Origin of the sequence: Micromonospora sp. NBC_00362 (assembly GCF_026342155.1) — a bacterium.
Taxonomy (GTDB): domain Bacteria; phylum Actinomycetota; class Actinomycetes; order Mycobacteriales; family Micromonosporaceae; genus Micromonospora; species Micromonospora hortensis.
Map to the genome: position 1 here is coordinate 6499380 of NZ_JAPENH010000001.1, position 21737 is coordinate 6521116.

Annotated in this window: 14 protein-coding genes and 1 pseudogene; 10 read left to right on the top strand and 5 right to left on the bottom strand. The window is 72.6% G+C overall.

Annotated features, from left to right (window positions below; all coding sequences use genetic code 11):
- Positions 1 to 54: 54 nt before the first annotated feature.
- The 4 genes from gltB to OG992_RS30115 all read left to right on the top strand — a co-directional run bounded on the left by gltB (position 55) and on the right by OG992_RS30115 (position 8441).
- Complete coding sequence (gene gltB, locus OG992_RS30100) at positions 55 to 4767, top strand: glutamate synthase large subunit (RefSeq protein WP_266304906.1); 4713 nt, start codon at positions 55 to 57, stop codon at positions 4765 to 4767.
- The gene (locus tag OG992_RS30105; RefSeq protein WP_238686032.1) at positions 4760 to 6295 is read left to right on the top strand and encodes a glutamate synthase subunit beta; all 1536 of its coding nucleotides are present in this window, start codon (positions 4760 to 4762) and stop codon (positions 6293 to 6295) included. The genes gltB and OG992_RS30105 overlap by 8 nt, the downstream gene beginning before the upstream one ends.
- Before the next feature lie 174 nt (positions 6296 to 6469).
- On the top strand, positions 6470 to 7867 hold the full coding sequence (locus OG992_RS30110) for an MFS transporter (protein WP_266304907.1): 1398 nt from the start codon (positions 6470 to 6472) through the stop codon (positions 7865 to 7867).
- A 58-nt stretch (positions 7868 to 7925) separates the two neighbouring features.
- Positions 7926 to 8441, top strand: coding sequence for a hypothetical protein (locus OG992_RS30115; protein WP_266304908.1), 516 nt, complete (start codon positions 7926 to 7928; stop codon positions 8439 to 8441).
- A gap of 79 nt (positions 8442 to 8520) precedes the next feature.
- Here OG992_RS30115 and OG992_RS30120 read toward each other — a convergent pair whose 3' ends face one another.
- Positions 8521 to 10053 (bottom strand): M1 family metallopeptidase, encoded by a 1533-nt coding sequence (locus tag OG992_RS30120; protein WP_238686035.1) that lies wholly within the window; start codon positions 10051 to 10053, stop codon positions 8521 to 8523.
- A 145-nt stretch (positions 10054 to 10198) separates the two neighbouring features.
- Between OG992_RS30120 and OG992_RS30125 the strand changes: the two genes are divergently transcribed.
- The 6 genes and pseudogenes from OG992_RS30125 (at position 10199) to OG992_RS30150 (ending at position 17754) form a co-directional block, all read left to right on the top strand.
- Positions 10199 to 12898 (top strand): hypothetical protein, encoded by a 2700-nt coding sequence (locus OG992_RS30125; protein WP_266304909.1) that lies wholly within the window; start codon positions 10199 to 10201, stop codon positions 12896 to 12898.
- Between the two features lie 97 nt (positions 12899 to 12995).
- Positions 12996 to 15527, top strand: a complete 2532-nt coding sequence (locus OG992_RS30130) for an FtsK/SpoIIIE domain-containing protein (RefSeq protein WP_266304910.1) — start codon at positions 12996 to 12998, stop codon at positions 15525 to 15527.
- 2 nt (positions 15528 to 15529) lie between these two features.
- Entirely contained in the window at positions 15530 to 16534 is a 1005-nt protein-coding gene (locus tag OG992_RS33850) for a hypothetical protein (protein WP_323181922.1), read from the top strand.
- Positions 16534 to 16968, top strand: coding sequence for a hypothetical protein (locus tag OG992_RS30140; protein WP_266304911.1), 435 nt, complete (start codon positions 16534 to 16536; stop codon positions 16966 to 16968). Before OG992_RS33850 ends, OG992_RS30140 begins: the two co-directional genes overlap by 1 nt.
- Before the next feature lie 82 nt (positions 16969 to 17050).
- Positions 17051 to 17224 (top strand): annotated as a pseudogene (locus OG992_RS30145) (GntR family transcriptional regulator); the annotation flags it as partial.
- A gap of 266 nt (positions 17225 to 17490) precedes the next feature.
- Entirely contained in the window at positions 17491 to 17754 is a 264-nt protein-coding gene (locus tag OG992_RS30150; protein WP_030489032.1) for a DUF6244 family protein, read from the top strand.
- Positions 17755 to 17946: 192 nt separating this feature from the next.
- On the opposite strand, the gene OG992_RS30155 is transcribed toward OG992_RS30150, so the two are convergent.
- The 4 genes from OG992_RS30155 to OG992_RS30170 all read right to left on the bottom strand — a co-directional run bounded on the left by OG992_RS30155 (position 17947) and on the right by OG992_RS30170 (position 21518).
- Positions 17947 to 18354 carry a hypothetical protein gene (locus tag OG992_RS30155; protein WP_238686039.1) on the bottom strand — a complete coding sequence of 136 codons (408 nt, stop codon included), beginning with the start codon at positions 18352 to 18354 and terminating at the stop codon, positions 17947 to 17949.
- A 68-nt stretch (positions 18355 to 18422) separates the two neighbouring features.
- On the bottom strand, positions 18423 to 18890 hold the full coding sequence (locus OG992_RS30160) for a nitroreductase family deazaflavin-dependent oxidoreductase (protein ID WP_266304912.1): 468 nt from the start codon (positions 18888 to 18890) through the stop codon (positions 18423 to 18425).
- Positions 18891 to 18959: 69 nt separating this feature from the next.
- Complete coding sequence (locus tag OG992_RS30165; RefSeq protein ID WP_266304913.1) at positions 18960 to 19946, bottom strand: SEC-C metal-binding domain-containing protein; 987 nt, start codon at positions 19944 to 19946, stop codon at positions 18960 to 18962.
- 105 nt (positions 19947 to 20051) lie between these two features.
- On the bottom strand, positions 20052 to 21518 hold the full coding sequence (locus tag OG992_RS30170; RefSeq protein WP_238686042.1) for an MFS transporter: 1467 nt from the start codon (positions 21516 to 21518) through the stop codon (positions 20052 to 20054).
- Positions 21519 to 21737 lie beyond the last annotated feature (219 nt).

Genomic DNA, 21737 nt, shown 5'->3' on the forward strand with positions numbered 1-21737 from the left:
ACGGGCCGACGTCGTCCCCACCATGATCCAACCTGAGTGACGACAGGAGGCCCGGTGGCTCAGCCGTACGCGGACACAGAACAGCCGCATCCGCACAGCCCGCAGGCGTCCCCGACGCCCCACCCCCGTCCGTCCGCCCAGGGCCTCTACGACCCAGCGCAGGAGCACGACGCCTGCGGCGTGGCCTTCGTGGCGGACCTGCACGGCCGGCGTTCACACTCGGTCGTCGCCAACGGGCTCGGCGCGCTCTGTCGGCTGGACCACCGGGGCGCCCGTGGCGCGGAGCCGAACACCGGCGACGGCGCCGGCATCATGATCCAGGTGCCCGACGCGTTCCTGCGCGCGGTGGCTGACGTCGCGCTTCCCCCGGCCGGCGAGTACGCCACGGGGCTGGTCTTCCTTCCCGACGACGATGCCGCCGAGGCGCGTGCCCGCCGGGTGGTGGAGAAGTACGCGGTGGTCGAGGGCGCCGACCTGCTCGGCTGGCGGGACGTGCCGATCGACCCGAGTGACCTGGGCGAGACGGCCCTGGCGGCGATGCCCCGGGTTCGGCAGCTCTTCCTGGCCGCGCACCGGCTCACCGACACGCCCGACGGGCCGGCCGGCTCCCCGCTGCGCGGCGTCGAGCTGGACCGGGTGGCGTTCTGCCTGCGCAAGCAGGCCGAACGGGAGACCGCCGAGCGCGGCGTCCCGGCGTACTTCCCGTCGCTGTCCAGCCGCACCATGGTCTACAAGGGCATGCTCACGCCCGACCAGTTGCCGGCGTTCTACCCGGACCTGCGCGACGAGCGGGTGGACAGCGCGATCGCGCTGGTGCACTCCCGCTTCTCCACGAACACCTTCCCGTCCTGGCCGCTGGCGCACCCGTACCGGTTCATCGCCCACAACGGCGAGATCAACACGATCCGGGGCAACCGCAACTGGATGCAGGCCCGCGAGGCGCTCCTGCGCTCGCCGAACGTGCCGGGCAACATCCGGCGGGTCTTCCCGGTCTGCACCCCGGCCGCCTCCGACTCGGCGAACTTCGACGAGGTCCTGGAGTTGCTGCACCTGGCCGGGCGGAGCCTGCCGCACGCGGTGCTCATGATGATCCCCGAGGCCTGGGAGAACGACCCGGGGATGGACCCGGCCAAGCGCGCGTTCTACCGCTTCCACGCCAGCCTGATGGAGCCGTGGGACGGTCCGGCGTCGGTGGCCTTCACCGACGGCGAGATCGTCGGCGCGGTGCTGGACCGCAACGGGCTGCGCCCCGGGCGCTGGTGGCAGACCGACGACGGGCTCGTGGTGCTCGGCTCCGAGGCGGGCGTCCTCGACCTCGACCCGGCCCACGTGGTCGCCAAGGGGCGCCTCCAGCCAGGCCGGATGTTCCTGGTCGACACAGTGGCCGGGCGGATCGTGCACGACGAGGAGATCAAGTCCGAGTTGGCCGCCGCCCAGCCGTACGGCGAGTGGCTGCACGCCGGGCTGATCGAGCTGGACGACCTGCCGGCCCGCGAGCACACCGTCTATACCCACGACTCGGTACGCCGCCGGCAGCAGACCTTCGGCTACACGGTGGAAGAGCTGAAGATCCTGCTCGGGCCGATGGCCCGCACCGGCGCCGAACCGCTCGGTTCGATGGGTACGGACACCCCGATCGCGCCGCTGTCCACCCGGCCGCGGCTGCTCTACGACTACTTTCACCAGCTCTTCGCCCAGGTCACGAACCCGCCGCTGGACGCCATCCGCGAGGAGTTGGTGACCAGCCTGGCGTCGACGATCGGGCCGGAGGGCAACCTGCTCGACCCGGGCGCCGCGAGCTGCCGGCAGATCGTGCTCCCGCACCCGATCATCGACAACGACGAGCTGGCGAAGATCCTCTCCATCGACGAGGACGGCGACCTGCCCGGCTTCAAGGCGGTCCGGGTCTCCGGGCTGTACCGGATCCGGGAGGGCGCCGCCGGGATCAAGGCGCGGCTGACCGAGATCTGCCGGCACGTCTCCGAGGCGATCGAGGACGGCGTGCGCATCCTGGTGCTCTCCGACCGGGACTCCAACGCCGACCTGGCGCCGATCCCGTCGCTGCTGCTCACCGCCGCCGTGCACCAGCACCTGGTCCGCGAGCAGACCCGTACGCGGGCGGCGCTGATCGTCGAGTCCGGGGACTGCCGGGAGGTGCACCACGCGGCGGTGCTGATCGGCTACGGCGCTGCGGCGGTCAACCCGTACCTGGCGTTCGAGTCGGTCGAGGACATGATCGCCACCGGCACGCTGGCCGGGGTGGAGCCCGCCGCCGCGGTGCGCAACTACGCGAAGGCGCTCGGCAAGGGCGTCCTGAAGATCATGTCCAAGATGGGCATCTCGACGGTCTCCTCGTACTGCGGTGCGCAGGTCTTCGAGGCGGTCGGCCTGGACAGCCGGCTGGTCGAGCGCTACTTCCGGGGCACCCCCAGCCGCATCGGCGGGGTGGGTCTCGCGGGCGTGCACACCGAGGTGGCCGCGCGGCACGCGTTGGCCTGGCCGCCGGCCGGCACCGCCACCTCCGACCGGTTGGAGGTCGGTGGCGAGTACCAGTGGCGCCGCGAGGGTGAGCTGCACCTGTTCAACCCGGAGACGGTCTTCCTGCTGCAGCACGCCACTCGCAGCCGGCAGTACGACGTCTTCCGGCAGTACACCGCGAAGGTCGACGCGCTCGCCGCGCAGGCCGGCTCGCTGCGCGGGTTGTTCACACTGCGCACCGGGGTCCGTCCGGCGGTGCCGATCGAGGAGGTCGAGCCGGCCACCGAGATCGTCAAGCGGTTCGCCACCGGCGCCATGTCGTACGGGTCGATCTCGGCGGAGGCGCACGAGACGCTGGCCATCGCCATGAACCGGCTCGGCGGCAAGTCCAACACCGGCGAGGGCGGGGAGGACGTCGAGCGGCTGCACGACCCGGCCCGGCGTTCGGCGGTCAAGCAGATCGCCAGCGGCCGCTTCGGTGTGACTAGCGAATACCTGGTCAACGCCGACGACCTCCAGATCAAGATGGCCCAGGGCGCCAAGCCGGGCGAGGGCGGTCAGCTGCCCGGCAACAAGGTGTGGCCGTGGATCGCCAGGACCCGGCACGCCACCCCCGGCGTGGGTCTGATCTCGCCGCCGCCGCACCACGACATCTACTCCATCGAGGACCTCGCCCAGCTCGTGCACGACCTGAAGTGCGTCAACCCGGCGGCCCGGGTCCACGTCAAGCTGGTCAGTGAGGTCGGCGTCGGCACCGTCGCCGCCGGGGTGGCGAAGCTCAAGGCGGACGTCATCCTGATCTCCGGGCACGACGGCGGCACGGGCGCCTCTCCGATGAACTCGCTCAAGCACGCCGGCACCCCGTGGGAGCTGGGGTTGGCCGAGGCGCAGCAGACGCTGTTGCTCAACAAGCTGCGCGACCGGGTCACCGTGCAGGTCGACGGCCAGCTCAAGACCGGCCGGGACGTGCTGATCGCGGCGCTGCTCGGCGCGGAGGAGTTCGGCTTCGCGACCGCGCCGCTGATCGTCGAGGGCTGCGTGATGATGCGGGTCTGCCACCTGGATACCTGCCCGGTCGGCATCGCCACGCAGAATCCGGTGCTGCGGGAGCGCTTCACCGGCAAGCCGGAGTTCGTGGAGAACTTCTTCCTCTTCCTCGCCGAGGAGGTCCGGGGGTACCTGGCCGAGCTGGGTTTCCGGTCGATCGAGGAGGCGATCGGGCAGTCCGAGGTGCTCGACGTGGCCCCGGCGCTGACGCACTGGAAGGCGCACGGTTTGGACCTGGCGCCCGTCCTGCACCTGCCGGAGCTGCCGGCCGGCGCGGCCCGACGCGGGGTCCGCGCGCAGGATCATGGCCTGGATCAGGCGCTCGACAACGAGCTGATCGCGCTGGCCCGTCCGGCTCTGACGGACGGGGCGCCGGTGCGCGTCGAGGTGGCGGTGCGCAACGAGCACCGCAGCGTCGGCGCGATGCTCGGCGGTGAGGTGACCCGTCGCTTCGGCGGTGCCGGCCTCCCTGAGGACACCATCGAGTTCGTGCTGCACGGCACGGCTGGGCAGTCCTTCGGCGCGTTCCTGCCGCGCGGGGTGACCCTGCGCCTGCACGGCGACGCCAACGACTACGTGGGCAAGGGCCTCTCCGGGGGTCGGCTCGTCGTCCGTCCGGACGCCGCCGCGCCGTTCCTCGACCCGGACGCCGCGCCGGGGCAGCGGGCCGAGGATCAGATCATCGCCGGCAACACCATCCTGTACGGGGCCACGGCGGGCGAGGTCTTCCTGCGCGGCCGGGTGGGGGAGCGGTTCGCGGTGCGCAACTCCGGCGCTATCGCGGTGGTCGAGGGCGTCGGAGACCACGGCTGCGAGTACATGACCGGCGGCACCGTGGTGGTGCTGGGCGCGACCGGCCGGAACTTCGCGGCGGGTATGTCCGGCGGCACGGCGTTCGTGCACCACCTGGATCGGGCCCGGGTCAACGCGGAGCTGGTCGACCTGTTGCCGCTCGGCGAGCAGGAGCAGTCGCTGCTGCACGAGCTGATCCAACGGCACGTGGCCGAGACCGGGTCGGCGGTCGCCGAGGAGCTGCTCAAGCGGTGGCCGGAGGCGGTGGCCGAGTTCACAGCTGTGGTGCCCCGCGACTATCGCCGGGTGCTGGAGATCATGCGGGCCGCCGAAGCAGCCGGCCGCGACGTCGACGACGCGGTCATGACAGAACTGACCGCGCCCGCTGTGCCGGCGATGCCGGTGCCGCCCGCCCCGCGGGTGGCTGCCCAGGAGGTGGCACGTGCCTGACCCGAACGGTTTCCTGCGCTACGACCGGCGGCTGCCGGCCCGCCGCCCGGTGCCGGTGCGGATCAGCGACTGGCGGGAGGTGTACCCGCCGGCCGGCGAGGAGTTGGTCCGTGAGCAGGCCACCCGATGCATGGACTGCGGCATCCCGTTCTGCCACGACGGCTGCCCGCTGGGCAACCGCATCCCGGACTGGAACGACCTGGTGCGTACCGGCAACTGGGACGCCGCCGTGGAGTCGCTGCACGCCACGAACAACTTCCCGGAGTTCACCGGCCGGCTCTGCCCGGCGCCCTGCGAGGCGGCCTGCGTGCTCGGCATCTCCGGCGGTCAACCGGTGACCATCAAGCAGGTCGAGGTGGAGATCGCCGACGCCGCCGCGGCGCGCGGGTTCACCCCCCGTCCGGTGCCGGCGCCGTCGGGCCGGTCGGTCGCCGTCGTCGGCTCCGGGCCCGCCGGCCTCGCCGCCGCCCAGCAGTTGGCCCGCGCCGGTCACGCGGTGACGGTGTACGAACGCGACGACGCGATCGGTGGCCTGCTCCGGTACGGCATTCCCGACTTCAAGTTGGAGAAGCGGCACATCGATGCGCGGCTGGCCCAGCTCACCGCCGAGGGGGTGCGCTTCCGCACCGGCGTGAACGTCGGGGTGGACGTGACCGCCGAGCAGTTGCGCGCCGAGCACGACGCGGTGCTGCTGGCCTGTGGGGCGTTGCAGGGCCGGGACACGCCGGAGACCCCGGGGCGGGCGCTTCGGGGCGTACACCAGGCGATGGCGCACCTGGTCGCGGCGAATCACGCGGTCGCCACGGCGGCCACCGACCAGGCTGGCGTGGTGGCCACCGCCGAGCGTCGGCTGGCGCGGGCGGTGCTGCCGGACGGCACCCCGATCGACGCGGCCGGCAAGCACGTGGTGATCATCGGTGGCGGTGACACGGCGGCCGACTGTCTCGGCGTCGCGCACCGCCAGGGTGCCGCGGGCGTGCACCAGCTCGACCTGTACCCGCAGCCGCCGCAGGAGCGTGACGAGGCACGGGATCCGTGGCCGACCTGGCCGTGGGTGCTGCGCAGCTACCCGGCGCACGAGGAGGGTGGCGAGCGGGTCTTCGCCGTGGCGGTGCAGGAGTTCGTGGACGACGGCACCGGCCAGGTGCGGGCGGTGCGGATCGCCGAGGTGACAGTGGAGAAGCGCGACGGCCGGCGGGTCGTCACAGTGGTGCCGGGGTCGGAGCGGGAGTTGCCTGCCGATCTGGTGTTGCTGGCGATCGGTTTCGAGGGCACGGAGCAGCAGCCGTTGTTGGCCCAGTTCGGCGTGGAGCGCAACCCTCGGGGCGCCATCGATGCCCGCGACGACTGGCAGACCGACGCCGACGGGGTGTTCGTGGCCGGTGACATGCACCGGGGCGCCTCGTTGATCGTCTGGGCGATCGCTGAGGGGCGGGCGGTCGCCGCCGCCATCCACGGCTATCTGGGCGGTGTTGGTGCGTTGCCGGCTCCGGTGGGCCCGGCAACGCAGGCTCTCGCCGCTCGCTGAGGTGCGGGCGTCCGGTCGGTGCGGTAGGTCTGCCGCCGCACCGGCCGGACCTTCCCGCTGGTGAAGCCGCTCACAAATGTGGGCAAAAAGGTTTAAGCCGGCAAGACTTGCCGGCTGCCGAACCGCGCCGCGATCGGTGTGAATGATCATGCTGCCGATCGCTGGAGGTTCGTCGTGGCCAGAGGTGCCACCTTCGCCGCGTTGCGCCACCGCAACTACCGGATCTGGGCGCTCGCCGGCTTCGTCTCCGTCATCGGCACCTGGATGCAGGTCCTCGGGGTCAACTGGTACGTCCTGAAGGAAACCGGCTCGGCGACGTCCATGGGCTTCGCCGTGCTGCTCCAGGCGGCGCCCACGCTGCTGCTCAGCGTCTGGGGTGGCGTGCTGGCCGACCGGCTGCCCGCCCGCCCGTTGCTGATCGCCGCGCAGGGCGCCCACGCGGTGCTCGCCGCCGGACTGGCGGCGGTCGCCCTGACCGGGGTCGGCGGCCTGCCGCTGATCTTCGCGATCTCGCTGGCCACCGGTGCCGTCTCGGCCATCGAAGGGCCGGTGATGGGGCGCTGGGCCGCCAGCCTCGTCGACCGGGAGACGCTGGGCAACGCGCTGGCGCTCGGCTCGCTCACCAACTCCGCCGGCCGCATCCTCGGCATGAGCCTCGGCGCCGTGGTGGTGGCCGCCATCGGACCCGCCCTGCTGTTCGGCATCAACGCGGCCAGCTTCGCCGCCGTGGTGGTGGCGCTGTTCGCCGTACGCCCGGGAGCCGTGCCCGGCCTTCCGGTCCCGGACGCCGGCCGGGCCCGGGGCGGTGTCCGGGCCGGGTTCGCCTACCTGCGTGGGCAGCCGGTGCTGCTCCTCGCGCTCGCCCTGTCGTTCGTGCTCGGCAGCCTGGGCCGCAACTACCAGGTGACGATGGCCGCGATGAGCGACGGGCCGCTGAACGCCGGCGCCTCCGGGTACGGCCTGCTGTCGACGGTGTTCGCGGTCGGCACTGTGGTGGGCGCGCTCGTCGCGGCCCGGCGACGTTCCCTGGGCTACCGGACGCTCGTCGTCGCGGGCCTGTTCGCCAGCGGGTTGCAGATCGTCGCCGGCCTCGCACCGGGCACCTGGAGCTTCGCCGCGGTGATCCTGCCGATCGCCGCCGCCGCGGTGGTCATCGACACCACCGTCGGCACCCGCGCCCAGCTCGACACCGACGGCGCGATGCGGGGCCGGGTGCTCGCCGCCCTGGCGGTCACCGGCTCGGTCTCCGCCGCGGTCGGCGCCCCGCTACTCGGCTGGCTCGCCGAACACGCCGGGCCTCGGCAGACGCTCGTCCTCGCCGGAGCCGCGGCGGCGATCGCCACGACGGCGGCGGGCGTCGCCCTGGACCGGCAGCGCGGCCGCACGGCGACCCTCGCGCTTGTCGTCCCGCGACCCCGCCACCCGGTACGACGAGCGGCGTTCCGGGCCGCCCGAATCGTCCGACCCACCGGTGCGGTCTGCGTCATCGGGCCCGCCGAAACCGCGGCGGTGCGGTCGGGCGGGGTCCGGCTCCGGGAGTTGGTCACCGCCGGGCCGGTGACGAACCGCTGAGACGGCGGTCACCCCCCGGCGGCCAGGGCGACCTGAAGATCATCGTTACGCTGCGATCATGGACATTGAGGAGCGGCTACGGCGAACCCGCCGATGGCTGTGGATCGTGCTGATCGGGCTCTTCCTGAGTGGTGTCACCGCGTTTCCGCTGGAGATCGAGGTGCGCTGGCTGCTGCGCGTACTGGATCCGCTCGCCGGCCAACTGCCCGCGCTGGTCGCCTGGATCGAGCGGGTGCACACCGGGCTCGTGACGGCCGGCGAGGACTACCCGTTCCTGCTCTACGGCACCGACTGGTTGGCCTTCGCCCACCTGGTGTTGGCGGTGGCCTTCTGGGGGCCGCTGCGCGACCCGGTGCGCAACGTCTGGGTGGTGCAGGTCGGCATGATCGCCTGCGCGGGCATCATCCCGCTGGCGCTGATCTGCGGCCCGATCCGGGACATCCCCTGGTTCTGGACGCTCATCGACCTGTCCTTCGCGGTCGGGGCGTTCCCGCCGCTCTGGTTCGCGTACCGGCACATCCGCGCCATCGAGGCGAGCACGGCGGCGGCGACAGGCGCCCCAGCGGTGCAGTGAGCGCGTCCCGGTAGGCGGCTGCACCTCGCGGCCGGAGACCCCCGCCTGCAGGGCGGGCGCCTCCGGCCGACGTGGGGTACTAGTGCGACATCAGGTGGTGCGACTCGCGGATCTTTGCCCAGGACTTGGGCTCCGCCGGCGGGGCGGCCTTACGGGCGGCGCTGGCCACATCGGGTCGGCCGGCGGTGAACAGCCAGGTGGTGAACAGGTCGTCCAGGTCCAGCCCGGAGATCCGCTCGGCCAGGGCCTGGAACTGCTCGATGGTGCCGTTGCCGTAGCGGCGCTCGGCGGTCCAGGTCGGCAGGATCTCGAAGAACGCGTCGTCGCCGACGGCCAGCCGCAGCTGGTGCAGGGTCATCGCGCCCCGGTCGTAGACGGCGTTGTCGAAGACCCGAGCGGCGCCCGGGTCGCCGGGCAGCACCTGCCAGAACTCGTCGTCGGCCGGGTAGCTGGCGTAGGTGAAGTCGAAGACCTCCTGGGCGGTGCCCTCGCCCTGCTCCTCCGACCAGAGCCACTCGGCGTACGAGGCGAAGCCCTCGTTGAGCCAGATGTTGCGCCAGTCGGCCACCGAGACCGAGTCGCCGAACCACTGGTGGGCCAGCTCGTGCGTCACCACGTAGGTGTTGGCGCCGCGTCGCCAGAAGCCCGGCCCGTACACCGGGCGGGTCTGCGTCTCCAGGGCGAAGCTGATGCCGTCGACCGGCCCGGCCACGCCGCCCTGCGCCTCGAACGGGTACGGGCCGAAGATCCCGCTCTCCCAGTCGACGATCTCGGCGGTCCGCTCGATGCTGGCCCGCGCGGCCGGCCCGAGGGCGCCCAGCGAGGTGCTGTACGCGTTGATCACCGGCTGGCCGCTCGGGGCGGTGTCGGTGACGATGTCGTACTGCCCGATGGCCATGAACGCCAGGTAGGTGGCGGTGGGGGAGGTGGTCCGCCAGATCCACCGGGTGCGGTTGCCGGCCTCGGCCAGCGGCGGCCTCGGCTGCACGCCGTTGCTGATCACCTCGACGCCGGTGGGCACCGACACCGAGATGTCGTAGGTGGCCTTGTCCAGCGGGTGGTCGTTGCTCGGGAACCACCACCATGCCGACTCGGGCTCGTTGACGGCGAGGGCGCCGTCGTCGGTGCGCGTCCAGCCGGTGTAGCCGTTGACCAGGGCCTCCGACGGGATACCGGAGTAGCGCACGACGATGGTGAGCTGCTGGCCCCGGGTAACGGTGCGGGCCGGGGTGACCACCAACTCGTGCGCACCAGCGGTGCTGGTGCTCGCCGCCCAACCGTTGACCCGGACCGACTCGACGTCGAGCAGGAAGTCCAGGTTGAACGTCGACAGGTCCGCAGTGGCGGTGGCGAGGATGGTGGTGGTGCCGGTGAGCAGGTCGGTGGCCGGTTCGTAGCGCAGCCGGACGTCGTAGTGCTCGACGTCGTAGCCGCCGTTGCCGTAGTCGGGGAAGTAACTGTCGCCCAGTCCGGGCGCGCCGGGTTGCGGCGCTGCCGAGACGACCGGACGGCCCCAGCCCGTCGGGGCGGCCTGGCCGGGGGTGCCGGCGAGCATGGTGCCGGCGGTGGTGAGGGTCAGGGCGGTGGTGGCCGCCGTGAGGACTCGTCGCACGGGGTGGACTCCCTCCATCGGGTGTTCGCCAGGTCAACCTAATCGACAACTGTGAACGTCGCCGGCCCGCCACACCCATCGGCGATCGTCGCGCTCTGGCGTGCCTTGCACCGCAAGGTCACACTGTGTTGATCGGAGGTGACACGTGCGGCGCTCGGAGTTGCCCAAGCGAGAGTTGATCGGCCAACGGCAGTCGACGGCGGGCCGGGAACGGCTGCCGGCCGGCGGGTTGGAGTTGTTCGCGCTGCTCGCCCGGCTGCTGCGGCGACCCCGTCGCGGTGACCGTCGGCTGCCGCTGCTGTGGCTGGTCCGCTCCGACACCGCGGATCTGATGGTGCCGCTGCGCCGGTTCCTCGGCCAGGGCCCCCGGCGGCGGGTCCCGCACGCCGTGCTGGACGCCGACGCGCCGCCCGGCGCCGGGGACGTGCCGGCGCTGCTGCGCGAGCTGCACCGGCAGCTCTCCCTGGAGGCCTTCGGCGCCGCCCGGCTGCGCTTCCGGCACTATCCGCTCGCCGAATGGCTGATGCAGCAGAGCCTCAGCCTGGGCATCGACGCCGACGACAGCCGCGCCGCCCTGGTCCGCCGCCTGCGCGACCGCAGGGGCCCGCGCACGCCGGAGGCGTTGCCCTCCGGCGGCGACGCGGTCAGCATCGTCTCCCAGGTGCTGCTCTGGCTGGTCCGTCGGGCCGTGCCGGGGGTGGTCTTCCGGGCTGCCGTCTCCGGTCGGGTGCCGGTGCTCGGGCGGCACTACAACTGGTTCATGCGCCAGCAGTACCTGGCGCCCCGGCAGTCGGTCACCTTCCTCGGCTTCGCCGAGCGCCTCACCGCGGGCTGGCGCGACGGGGAGCAACCCGATCAGGTCAACAAACTGCTGCTGCACGCGTTTCTGGAGGACCTGCGGCAGGCGTACCGGCGTCGGCCGTGGCGCCCGTCGGACTGGCGGCGCACCGCGTACCCGGCTCTGCTGATCGACAACGTCGCCCCCGGCAACGTCGGCGGGGAGCTGGTCCGCCTGATCGGCGACGTCCGTACCGAGACCGGCCGCAACGACCCACTGCTCGTCATCGCGTCCGGCGGGCAGCCCCCACCGGAACTGCCCGAGCCGCACCCGTTGACCGAGGCCGACGAGGCGTTCGACGAGTGGGTCGACGCGCTGCCGGAGATGCGCCGCCTGCGCCGCCCGGCCGCCTGGCTCGTGGCGCTGCGCCCCGACGACACCGACACCGGCCCACCCTCCCGCGCCGGAGTACGGCCCTTCTCCGCGCCCGACCCGCCCTGGTGGTCACGGCGCTTCCTGCCGGCGGCTCTCTGCCTGCTGTTGGTGGCGGCGCTGGGCGTGTGGGTGGGCAGCCGGTGGGGGCCGGGCTGCCACCCGTCGCTCACCGGCGGCCGGATCTCGGTCGAGGTGGTCGGCAAGGGCGAGTGTGTCGGCTACAGCGACAGCGCCGCGCAGGTGTTCAACAACGACCCCGGCCAGGAGGGGCTGCGGACCGTCCAGCGGCGCATCTTCGCGCAGAACCGCGCCGCCGAGGAGGTCTGGCAGCGCAGCGACCAGCGCCGTCCCTTCCTCACCCTGGTCTACCTGGGCACCCTGACCGGCAATCTGACCCGCGCGGACGAGGAGTCGTACGTCTCCGAGCGGGAGGAGCTGGAAGGGATGGCCACCGCCCAGTACGCGTTGCTGAAGGAGTCGGCCGGCGCCGACGGCGCCGCGCTGCTGCGGATCGTGGTGGCCAACGGTGGCCGCCAGATGATCTACGCCGACCGGGCGGTGGCGATGCTGGCCGAGCTGGCCCGGGACGACCCCACGCTGCTCGGGGTGGTCGGGCTGGTGGAGAGCCGCACCAGCACCGCCCGCGCGCTGCGTGAACTGAACCAGGTCGGGTTGCCGGTGCTGGCGCCCACCCTCTCCGCCGACAAGATGGACGCCAACTCGCGCCTCTACCTCCAGATCTCCGCACCGAACAAGGACCAGGTGAAGCTTGTCGACGCGTACGCCAAGCAGGTGCTGAAGGTCAACGAGGCGCACGTCTTCTACACCACACTGGAGGGCAGCACACTCACCGAGGACCTCTACGTGGGCACCCTCGTCGACGGGCTCCGACAACAGTTCGGCCCCCGGATCACCCGCCTCGACGAGTGGCGCACCGGGCAGCGGCTGACCGACGAGTGCGGCTATGCCGGGATGCTCTTCTACGCGGGCCGATGGTCGGAGTTCGACGGTTTCCTGCGGGCGCTGCGCGAGTGCGGCGGCAACCCGCCCCGACACCTCGTCGCCGACGACTCGGCCAACCGGTACATGGCCAACCCGGGGCTACGCGCCGCCGCGCCCGGCAACCTGCCCGTCACGTACGTCTCCAAGGCGGCCCTGGCTACCTGTGCGGCCCTGCGGGCCGCTCAGGACCGGCGCGACGACGCCCGGGCGAGCTTCCTGTCCTGGATCCAGGCCGACGACCTGCTCGACCCGCCGCGCTGCCGGACGGGTGCCGAGGAGGAGCAGGTCGGCGAGCGGGTCAGCCTCGCCTACGACGCGTCGATGATGCTGGTCCGGGCGGTGGAGAGCCTCGCCGCCCGGCTGCACCACGCCGACCCCCGGCAACGGTGGGAACCGGATTCGGTCAACCCGGTGGGCGTGCACGCGGAGGTGCTCCGGCAGAACGCCGGGCAGGGCTACCCGGGGGTGGCCGGGCTGATCCGGTTCACGCCCGACTCGGGGGAGCCGGTCGACAAGCGGCTGGCCCTGATGCGGGTGGAGCAGGTGCCCGACGTGGCGAGGGCGCCGGTGGAGGTGTTCCGCTGCGGGGCGGCCGACGCGTCCGGCCCGGCGGCGTGCGGCCCCGCCTGACCGGTCCGGCGTGACACGTCCTCGCAGGACTGTCCGGGTGCCGCCGGTGTCCGTTAGGGTTCCTGGGACCAGGCGGCCGTGGCGTTGGGGGCAGAGGGTGGGCAGGCTCGCGTCGGCGTACGGGCAGGCGGTCAACTCCCACCGGGCGGCTCGCGCGCATCTGAACACCGCCCGCAGCACCCTGGGGGCGGCACCGACCACCGTCACGCCGGTCGGCGCCGACGACCTGGTGACCCGCCTCGCCCGCCTCGGTGCTGCCCTGGCCACCCCCGCCCCGGGCGTCACGCCGCTGACCGACGAGCCGGCAGCGGTGCGGATCGGTGAGGCGTCCACAGCGGACGGCGCCTTTCCGGTGCTGGTCCCGCTCGGCGGCGGCCACCACCTCGCAGTGGACACCGACGCCCGGGACCCGCAGGTCGCCGGGCTGCTGCGGGCGTTGGTGCTCCGGCTGGTCGCCACCGCGCCGCCCGGTCAGGTCCGCGTCGCCGGCATCGACACCGCCGCGCTCGGGGCCACCTTCGGCCCGCTGCGACCATTGCTCGACGCCGGGGTGCTCGACCCGCCGGCCACCAGCGAGGCCGAGGTGGCCGCGCTGGTGGACGCCGCCGAGCAGCACGCCCGCGCCGCGCAGCACGACCAGCCCACCGGCCGTCGCCTGTTGGTGGTGGTCGCCACCGCCGCGCCGCCGCCGCGCGAGCTGGCCCGCCTCGCCGCGCTCACTCACGCCGGCCCGGCCGCCGCCGTGTGTGTGCTGCTCGCCGGCCACCCGTCCCGGCTGCCCGGCGAGACCGCGCCGCCGCTGGGCGGCACCACAGCGGTGCGGCTCAATCAGGGGTACGCGCACGTCGGCGACCCGCCCGGGACGCCGTTCAGCGCCGACGGCAGCGGGCTCGCCGCACCCGTCCTGCTCGACGGTGACCCGCCGCCGGCCTCGGTACGCGCCCTCGCCGAGCACCTCGGCACCGCCACCCGGCGCGCCGACGCGTTGCCCTTCACCGACCTGCTGCCCGAGCAGCGCTGGGCCGAGTCCGCCGGCAACGGCCTGCGGACGGTGATCGGCCGGGCCGGCGGCACCGCGCTGACGCTCGCCTTCGACGACGCCACCCCGCACTGGCTGGTGGGCGGGCGCACCGGCGCCGGCAAGACGGTCTTCCTGCTCGACGTCCTCTACGGGTTGGCCGCCCGCTACTCGCCGGCCGAGTTGCAGCTCTACCTGCTCGACTTCAAGGAGGGCGTCAGCTTCACCGAGTTCGTGCCCACCGGCCGGGACCCGTCCTGGCTGCCGCACGCCCGCGCCGTCGGCATCGAGTCCGACCGAGAGTACGGTCTCGCCGTGCTGCGCGAGCTGCGCCGGGAGGCGCAGCGCCGGGCCACCGCACTCAAACGGCACGGCGTCACCAAGCTCGCCGACCTGCCCCCTGACAATCCGCTGCCGCGCATCGTGACCGTCATCGACGAGTTCCACGTGCTGCTCGCCGGCAACGACGCGCTGGCCCGCGAGTCGGTCGACCTGCTGGAGGAGTTGGCCCGCAAGGGCCGCTCGTACGGCATCCACCTGGTGCTGGCCAGTCAGAGCATGACCGGCATCGAAGCCCTCTACGGGCGGGCCGAGGCGATCTTCGGGCAGTTCGCGTTGCGGGTGGCGCTGCCCGGCGGCGGCGGGGTGCTCGACCAGCTCAACGACGCCGCCGCGGCCCTGCCGATCGGCTCCGCCGTCGTCAACACCGCTGCCGGCGCGGTCGGCGCCGACACAGTGCTGCGCTTCCCCGACGCGCACGCCGCCACCGCGGACCTCGCCGCCCTGCGCCACGACCTGTGGCAGGCCCGCCCGCAGGGCTCGCGGGCCCCAGCGGTCTTCAAGGGGTACGAAGCGGCGCGGATCGAGGACGACAGCACGTTCGCCGGGCTGCGGCCCGGTGGTAGACGCCCGATGGCCCTGGTCGGCCGAACCGTCGACGTGCACGGCACCACAGCACTGTTCCTGATGGACACCACACCCGGCCGGCACCTCGCCGTGGTCGGCACCGCACCGACCGGCGCGGATGTGCTGCGCGCCGCGACGCTCAGCCTGGCCCGCCAGCACACCCCCGGCGACGCGCGCTTCCACCTGGCCTGCCTGGTCGACGTCGCCGATCCGGTCGCCGACGACACCGAGACGCTGCTGCGGGCCGCCGGTCACCCCGTGCGGCGCCTCGACGCGGCCGGGCTACGCGACCGGATCGCCGCGCTCGCCGCCGAACCCACCGGCCGCGAATACCTTGTGGTGTTCGGCATGGACGCCGCCGCGCCCGTCCTCGCTGCCACCGACCCCGGCACGTTCCGCTCCGGCCTGGACGACCTGCGTACCGTCCTGCGTCAGGGCCCCGCGCACGGGGTGCACCTGCTCGGCTGGTGGCGGGGGCTGCGCCGGCTCGCCGACGACCTCGGCGGCACCCAGAATCGCGACGACGTCGCCTGCCTGGTCGCGCTCAACGTGCCCGGCGCCGAACTGGCCCTACACCTCGGAGCGCACGACCTGACCTACACGCCCCGCCCCGACCGGGCGCTGCTGATCGACCGGCACGACCAGCGCACCCGGCTGATCGTCCCGTTCGTCGGCGACGGGCACGACCCCGACGGGGAGCGGTGACAGTGTCCTTCGAGGAGTACGCGGCGCTGGCCCGGCAACTTTCCGCCCAGCACCGCGCCGGGGAACAGCACGCCGCCGCCGAGTCCGCGCGCCGCCGCGACCTGCACGCCGCCGTCGACTACCTCCAGCAGCGGCTGAACGCCCAGGGGCAGCGCCTCGACCATCTCGGCCGAGCCATCGGAATCGACCAACCATCCCCTGCCCCCAGTGCGGGCCCTGGCGCGGGCCCAGGCCCGGGTGCGGGACAGGGAACGGGGACGCCAGGCGAGACCGCCGCCTGGCCCGGCTCGCCGTCCGGCGCCGGATCGCCCTCGGCTCCCGGCTCCGGTCCGTCTCCCGCTGCCGGCTCCGGCCCGTCTTCCGCTCTCGGCTCCGGCCCGCCCTCCGCTCCCAGCTCCGGCCCGCCCTTCGCTGCCGGTGCACCCACCGCACCCGGAACCGGGGACGGGGAACCCGCCGGCGCAGCCGGCGCGCCGGGGCGGGCGGGGGTCGGGGCGTACCCCCAGCTGCCGGCGGGGGAGGCGCGGCTGGCGCTGCCGACGGCGGTCAGCCCGGCGGGCGGCGGGGTGCCCGCGCAGCGTGCGGCACCGGCCGACCCGGCGGTGGAGTTGGAGCTGGCCCGGCGGATGGCCGACGAGGCCGACCGGCACGGGCAGCAGGCGGAGTTGCTGGCCCAGCGGCCGGCGCTGCTGCCGACGTGGTCGCCACTAGCGCGGGCGGTGGCCGTCTACGCCGGGTGCGGCGCGGCGGCCGGGGTGCTCGTGCTGATGCTGGTGCTCGCCTCCGGTGTCGGCCTGGTGGACGGGTTCACCCTCGGCGCGTGGATCTGTGCGGGGTTGCCGGCGGTGGCGTTCTTCGGCGGCTACCTGGTGCTGGGCCGCTGGGGGCGGCCGGCGATGGTCGCCGGCACCCCGCCGCGGTACCTGCCGCTCGGGTTCCTGATCTGTTTCCTGGTGGTGCCGATGGCCTACTGCGCGTACCTGCTGATGGTCCGCGGCCTGCGCTGATGACCGATCTGGCATCCGGTCTGCGCTTCGCCGCGCAGCCGGTGGTCAGCGTATTCGTGCCGGGCGTCCCGGCCCGGGTGCCGGAGTTCGCCGATGGTGGCACCGTGCCGCTCGACGTGCGCACGTATCCCCTTGAGCGGGACGATCCGTATGCCCGCGTCACCGAGTACGACCTGGTCTTCGACGAGCTGCCACCGCTCCTGCACCGCTATCTGGCCCACTGCCTGCGGGTCGCCTGCGCCGCCGGTGACACAGTGGTCTGGCTCGGCTTCGAAGGCTCGTTCCACTTCGAGCACCTCCTCACCGAGGCAGTCGCGCCGCAGGTGTACGGGGTCTGCGCGCCCGGCGCCGAACCTGTCGTGGCCCCGGATCTGCGAACCCTCGGAACACCGGAGTGGCGACTGATCGTCACTGCCCACGGGAGCCTGCTGTAGGGCGAGAACTCTGCCGCGCCTACGCGTTGACCCCGGCTCGACAGGTCCCGGTCATGATCCACTCGGCTTTCCGGAATTCACGTCCGGCGAACTTGCGCCGGGCGACAAACTGCCGTCGACGTCTGAGCTGTGCCGTCAGCACGACGTCTCGGCCATCGTCGTTCGTCAGGCCATCAACGCGCTCAAGATCGAGGGCTTGGTCGAGGGCTTGGTCGAGGGCGTCGGTGGCGTCGGCGTGTTCGTCGCCGAGCGCTGAACCGCCCCAATCTCGTGGCGTCACTCCAAATCTTGGACAGTTTCCGTTACGAGCTGACGGAAACTGTCCAAGATCTCGATCGGCACGCGTCCCAGTCAGGGTTCAGGGAACAGAATCTGGCGAAGCCGCTGGCTGGGGTGACCACTGTCCACGAGGTGACCCGGGGGCGAGTGGATGGTCGCGCTGGGTGCGCCGATCTCGTACGCTCCCATGTGGTCTCCGCCGGTGCGGTGGCGGAGGCGATGGTCGATCACGGGGAGGTGCGCGTGAGCGCAGCACAGATCATCGCGAGGTTGGCGGCGGCGTCGCAGAAGCTGGACGAGGCGAAGGCCAAGACGGCAGCGGCAGCACAGGACGCGGCCGAGGCGCGGGCACTCGTCGCCGGTGCGCTGGAAGGCGTAGCCGCTGGTCCGCTGGTCGGCATGATCGACTCGTACCGTCAGGCGCTCGCACAGGCGTCCCAGGGTGGCGACCCCGCCAAGCAGCACGTGCAGGAGACGATCGCCAAGGTTCGAGCGCTGGGAAACTGACCACGGGTGGTTCAACTACCTGGACAAGGTGGAGGCCGCCATTGAGGCGGCGGGGTGACCGGCGTGCCTGCGCGGGTCACCTGCGACGGTGGCGAGCTGGACGGGGTGTTGACCAGCGAGGTCAAGGCGTACGGCGATGGCGGCGACCTTCCGGCCATCCGCTTTCCTGACTGGAGCCCTCGACTTGCCGGTTCAGCGGGTGATGCGGAACGTCTGTTCGAACCGCGGTCCGCCACAGCCCACGTCGCCGCACAGGTCGAAGCCTCCGCTGATCAGGGCCACACCGGGCTTGATGACGAGGCCGCCACCCTCCACCCACGCCCGCCCGGTCGCGATCTGCGGCTGGCCGGTGCAGTGGACAGGACCCCAACCGGAGGCGTACGCGACCCTGTCGCCCGACCGTTGCCGAATGATCAGCTCGACGCCACCGGACAGGCCGGATTGGCAGGTCACGGCGACGCTGACGTCCACGGCGACGCCGCGCGCGACCAGGGTCGCGGACGTGACCTCGCCGTCACTTGCCGCGCTGGCCGGGGTGGGCGCCAGCACCACGAACAGTGACAGCCCGAGTAGTGCGATGGTGGTGATGATGCGGCGCACGACGGTTCTCCTTGCCGGAGTGGGTGCTTACCTGGAGTCACCCTAGCCCTCTCCGGCAGTGACGGAGATCAATTGGCGGGAGATTCTTCCCGAGGCGTCTGCTCGATGACGACGACCGGGATCTCGCGGTCGGTCTCCTTCGCGTAGCGGGCGTACGTCGGGAAGACCTTCGTCATCACCGGCCACAGCCGGACGCGCTCCTCGCCGGTCGCGGTCCGGGCCCGGCCCGTGATCCGCTCCGCGCCGACCTGGATCTCCACCGCCGGGTCGGCGCTCAGGTTCAGGTACCAGGCGGGGTGCGTGGCCGCGCCGCCGTTGGACGCCACCAGCAGGTAGTTGTCGCCGTCGCGCCCGTACATCAGGGCCGTGCGGCGCAGCGTGCCCGATCGGCGTCCGCGGGTGGTGAGCAGCAGCGAGGGTACGCCGTGGAAGGTGCCCCCATCCGCGCCGTCGGTCCGCACGTAGCGCCGGATGTGGCTGGCGACCCAGCCGACCGGGCTGTCCTCGACCGTCTCGTTCTGCTCGTGTGTGGTCACACCATCGCCTCCATCGTCGAGCCGAACGGACGAATCGACCATACGTCGGGGTCAGAGCGCCCGCGACGGTCAGCCGCGTGAGCGCGGCAGGCAGCACTTCTTGTACTTGGCGCCGGACCCGCACCAGCAGGTGTCGTTGCGGCCGGGCGGCCAGGCTGTCACGCCCGACTCGTCGAGGCTGTCGGCGTACTCGTCGAGGGTTTCCTCGCTGGTGGGGTCGCTGCCGGTGCGTTCGGCGAAGGCAGCCAGGTCGGCGACGGTGCCGACGACCACGCCCAGGTCGGCGCCGCCCATCCCGGAGGCGTCGACGAGGGCGCGTTCGATCTGGGCGCGGTGCTCGTCCCAGGTGGCGGGGTAGCTGTCGACGAGGGTGGGCCAGCGCAGCAGCAGCGCGGTGAACTCCGCTTGCGGCCAGAACAGCAGCGTCGCCGGGCCGTCGTCGAGGGCGTCGAGCGCGTGGGTGCTCGCGGCGCGCAGCCGGTCGGCGAGGGTGTCGTAATCGTCGTGGGGTAGGCCCATTTCCTCGCGCAGGTTGTGCCGCCGCTGGGCCAGGCCGTAGATCATGGCGGCGGCCTCGTCCTGGGCGTCCTCGGATTCGTGCTGTTGGGTCCGGGTCCGTTCCAGGATGGCGTCCAGTGCCCCGGTGAGCCATTCCAACGCCGTGTCGCTGCGGTCGGACTCGGCCAGTTCGTCGACTACGTACGTGGCCGCGGGGTCGGTCTCCAGCAGCGGACGCAGGGCGGTCAGCTCGGCCATGCCCTCGTCCGTCCGGTCGAGGCGCAGCAGCAGACCGCCGCGCACCGCTCGGGCGTACGCGTTGTCGTCCGGCTGCTCGGCGATGGCGCGGGTGGCGAGGGCGAGTGCGTCGGCCAGGTCGCCGGCCTGTTCCAGGATGTCCGCCGCGACCAGCAGGGCGTACCCGGTGTCGGCGGGATCCGCGACCCGCCCCTCGTCGACGGCGCCCACCAGTTCGGCGACGAGCGTGGCCGGGTCGGGGCTCTCGAAGCCGAGGGCGCCGATCTCTTCGATGCGGTCGGCGGTCAGCAACTCGGACATGGGCGCATCCTGAAAGACGACTGTCGGTGGGTGGGGGAGCGGCCAGCGTACTCCCGGACAGGCAGCAGCCCGGGCGGCGAACCGCCCGGGCTGCTGCACGTTGCCTCAGCGGGTCGCTGGCATGGTGGCGAACTCGCCGGCTAGCTCCGACTCGACGATCGTCGCGGCGGACGGCCGGCGACCGGCCGACGGCCGCCGGGCGGACGGGACGGCGAGGGCCGCGAGCGCGGCGGCCAGGGCGATCGCCGTGAGGACGAGAAACCCCATGGTGAAGCCGGCCTCCCGGGGCAGGCCGTTGGCCTGCGGGTGGGCGGTGATCACGCCGCTGACCACTGCCGCGCCGATCGCGCCGCCGATGGTGCGGATGTTGGCGTTCATACCGGTCGCCACGCCGGTCTGGCTGGCCGGCACGCTGGCGACGATCAGGTTGGCCATCGACGCGAAGGCCAGGCCGATGCCGAGGCCGACCAGGCCACCGGCGATGGCGACCTCCCAGCGGGTGTCGTGTGCGGTGGCGAGCATCGCGGAGGCGGCCACGTTGAAGGTGGCACCGGTGGCGAGCTGCGCCTTGGCGCTGAAGACGGCCTGGAGTCGCCCGGCGATGACCCCGGCGACGAACATCGCGCTGACCATCGGGAGCATGAGCAGTCCGGCCTGGCTGATGCTCGCGCCGAAGCCGTAACCGGCGGCGGTCGGGGTCTGCAGGAACTGCGGGAGGAACGCGTACATGGAGAACATCGACGCGCCGTAGAGCAGGGCGACCAGGTTGGTGGTCCAGACGCCGGGCAGGCGCATCATCCGCATGTCGATCAGCGGGTTGTTGGACCGCAGTTCGGTGACCAGCCAGCCGACCAGCAGCACCACTGCCAGTGCCAGCAGACCGAGCACCCGGGTGGAGGTCCAGCCCCAGGCGGCGCCCTGGCTGATCGGCAGCAGCAACGCGACAAGCCAGCCGGAGAGCAGCAGTGTGGCGCGCCAGTCGATGCGACCGGGTGTACGGACCGGCGACTCGGGCACGAACAGGTGCGCGGCCACGGCGGTCAGCCCGACCACGACCATCGGGATCCAGAACAGCCAGCGGTAGTCCAGCGTGCTGACGATCGGACCGGCCAGCACGATGCCCAGGCCACCGCCGACGGCGACAATCGCCGAGATGGCGGCCACGGCGGTGGAGACCCGTGCGGCCGGGAACTCGTCGCGGATGATGCCGAAGGACAGGGGGAAGACCGCTCCGCCGATGCCCTGCACGACCCGGGCGAGGATGAGGATGCCGATGTTCGGCGCGATGGCGGCCAGCAGGCAGCCGAGGGCGAGGGCGGCGAGCGAGACGACGAGCATCCGCTCCTTGCCGACCATGTCGCCGACGCGTCCGAGGATCGGCGTGAAGATCGACGCGCTGAGCAGGTAGGCGGTCAGGACCCAGGTCACTGTGTTCTGGGAGGTGTGCAGGTCCTGCTGGATGGTCGGCAGCACCGGGGTGATCAGCGACTGGAGCATCGCGAAGAACCCGGCGCCGGCCGCGAGCACGGTGAAGGTGAGCCGACGCGAGCTGCGTCGGGAGGTCACTGCCACGAGAGAAAGCTCCCTGATTACGTACGGGAATGAAGTCTTGTCGCCCGTCGTCTGCGACGGGGTGGTCTGTCGGGGTCCGGGCGATCGGGTGGCCAGGCGGCGATCGGGCGGGTCCCGAGGTAGAGTAACCGGAGGCAGGCCTCCGGGATTCCGGAGGGGTGCCTCCGCTAAGCTAGCGGAGGGCATCCTCCGGATGCAAGTAGAGTGAGGTGACGCACG

Coding starts and splice junctions, on each gene's coding strand:
- OG992_RS30115 (WP_266304908.1), top strand. CDS start 7,926: ATGGACATTGAGGAGCGGCTACGGCGAACCCGCCGATGGCTGTGGATC.
- OG992_RS30165 (WP_266304913.1), bottom strand. CDS start 19,946: ATGTCCGAGTTGCTGACCGCCGACCGCATCGAAGAGATCGGCGCCCTC.
- OG992_RS30140 (WP_266304911.1), top strand. CDS start 16,534: ATGACCGATCTGGCATCCGGTCTGCGCTTCGCCGCGCAGCCGGTGGTC.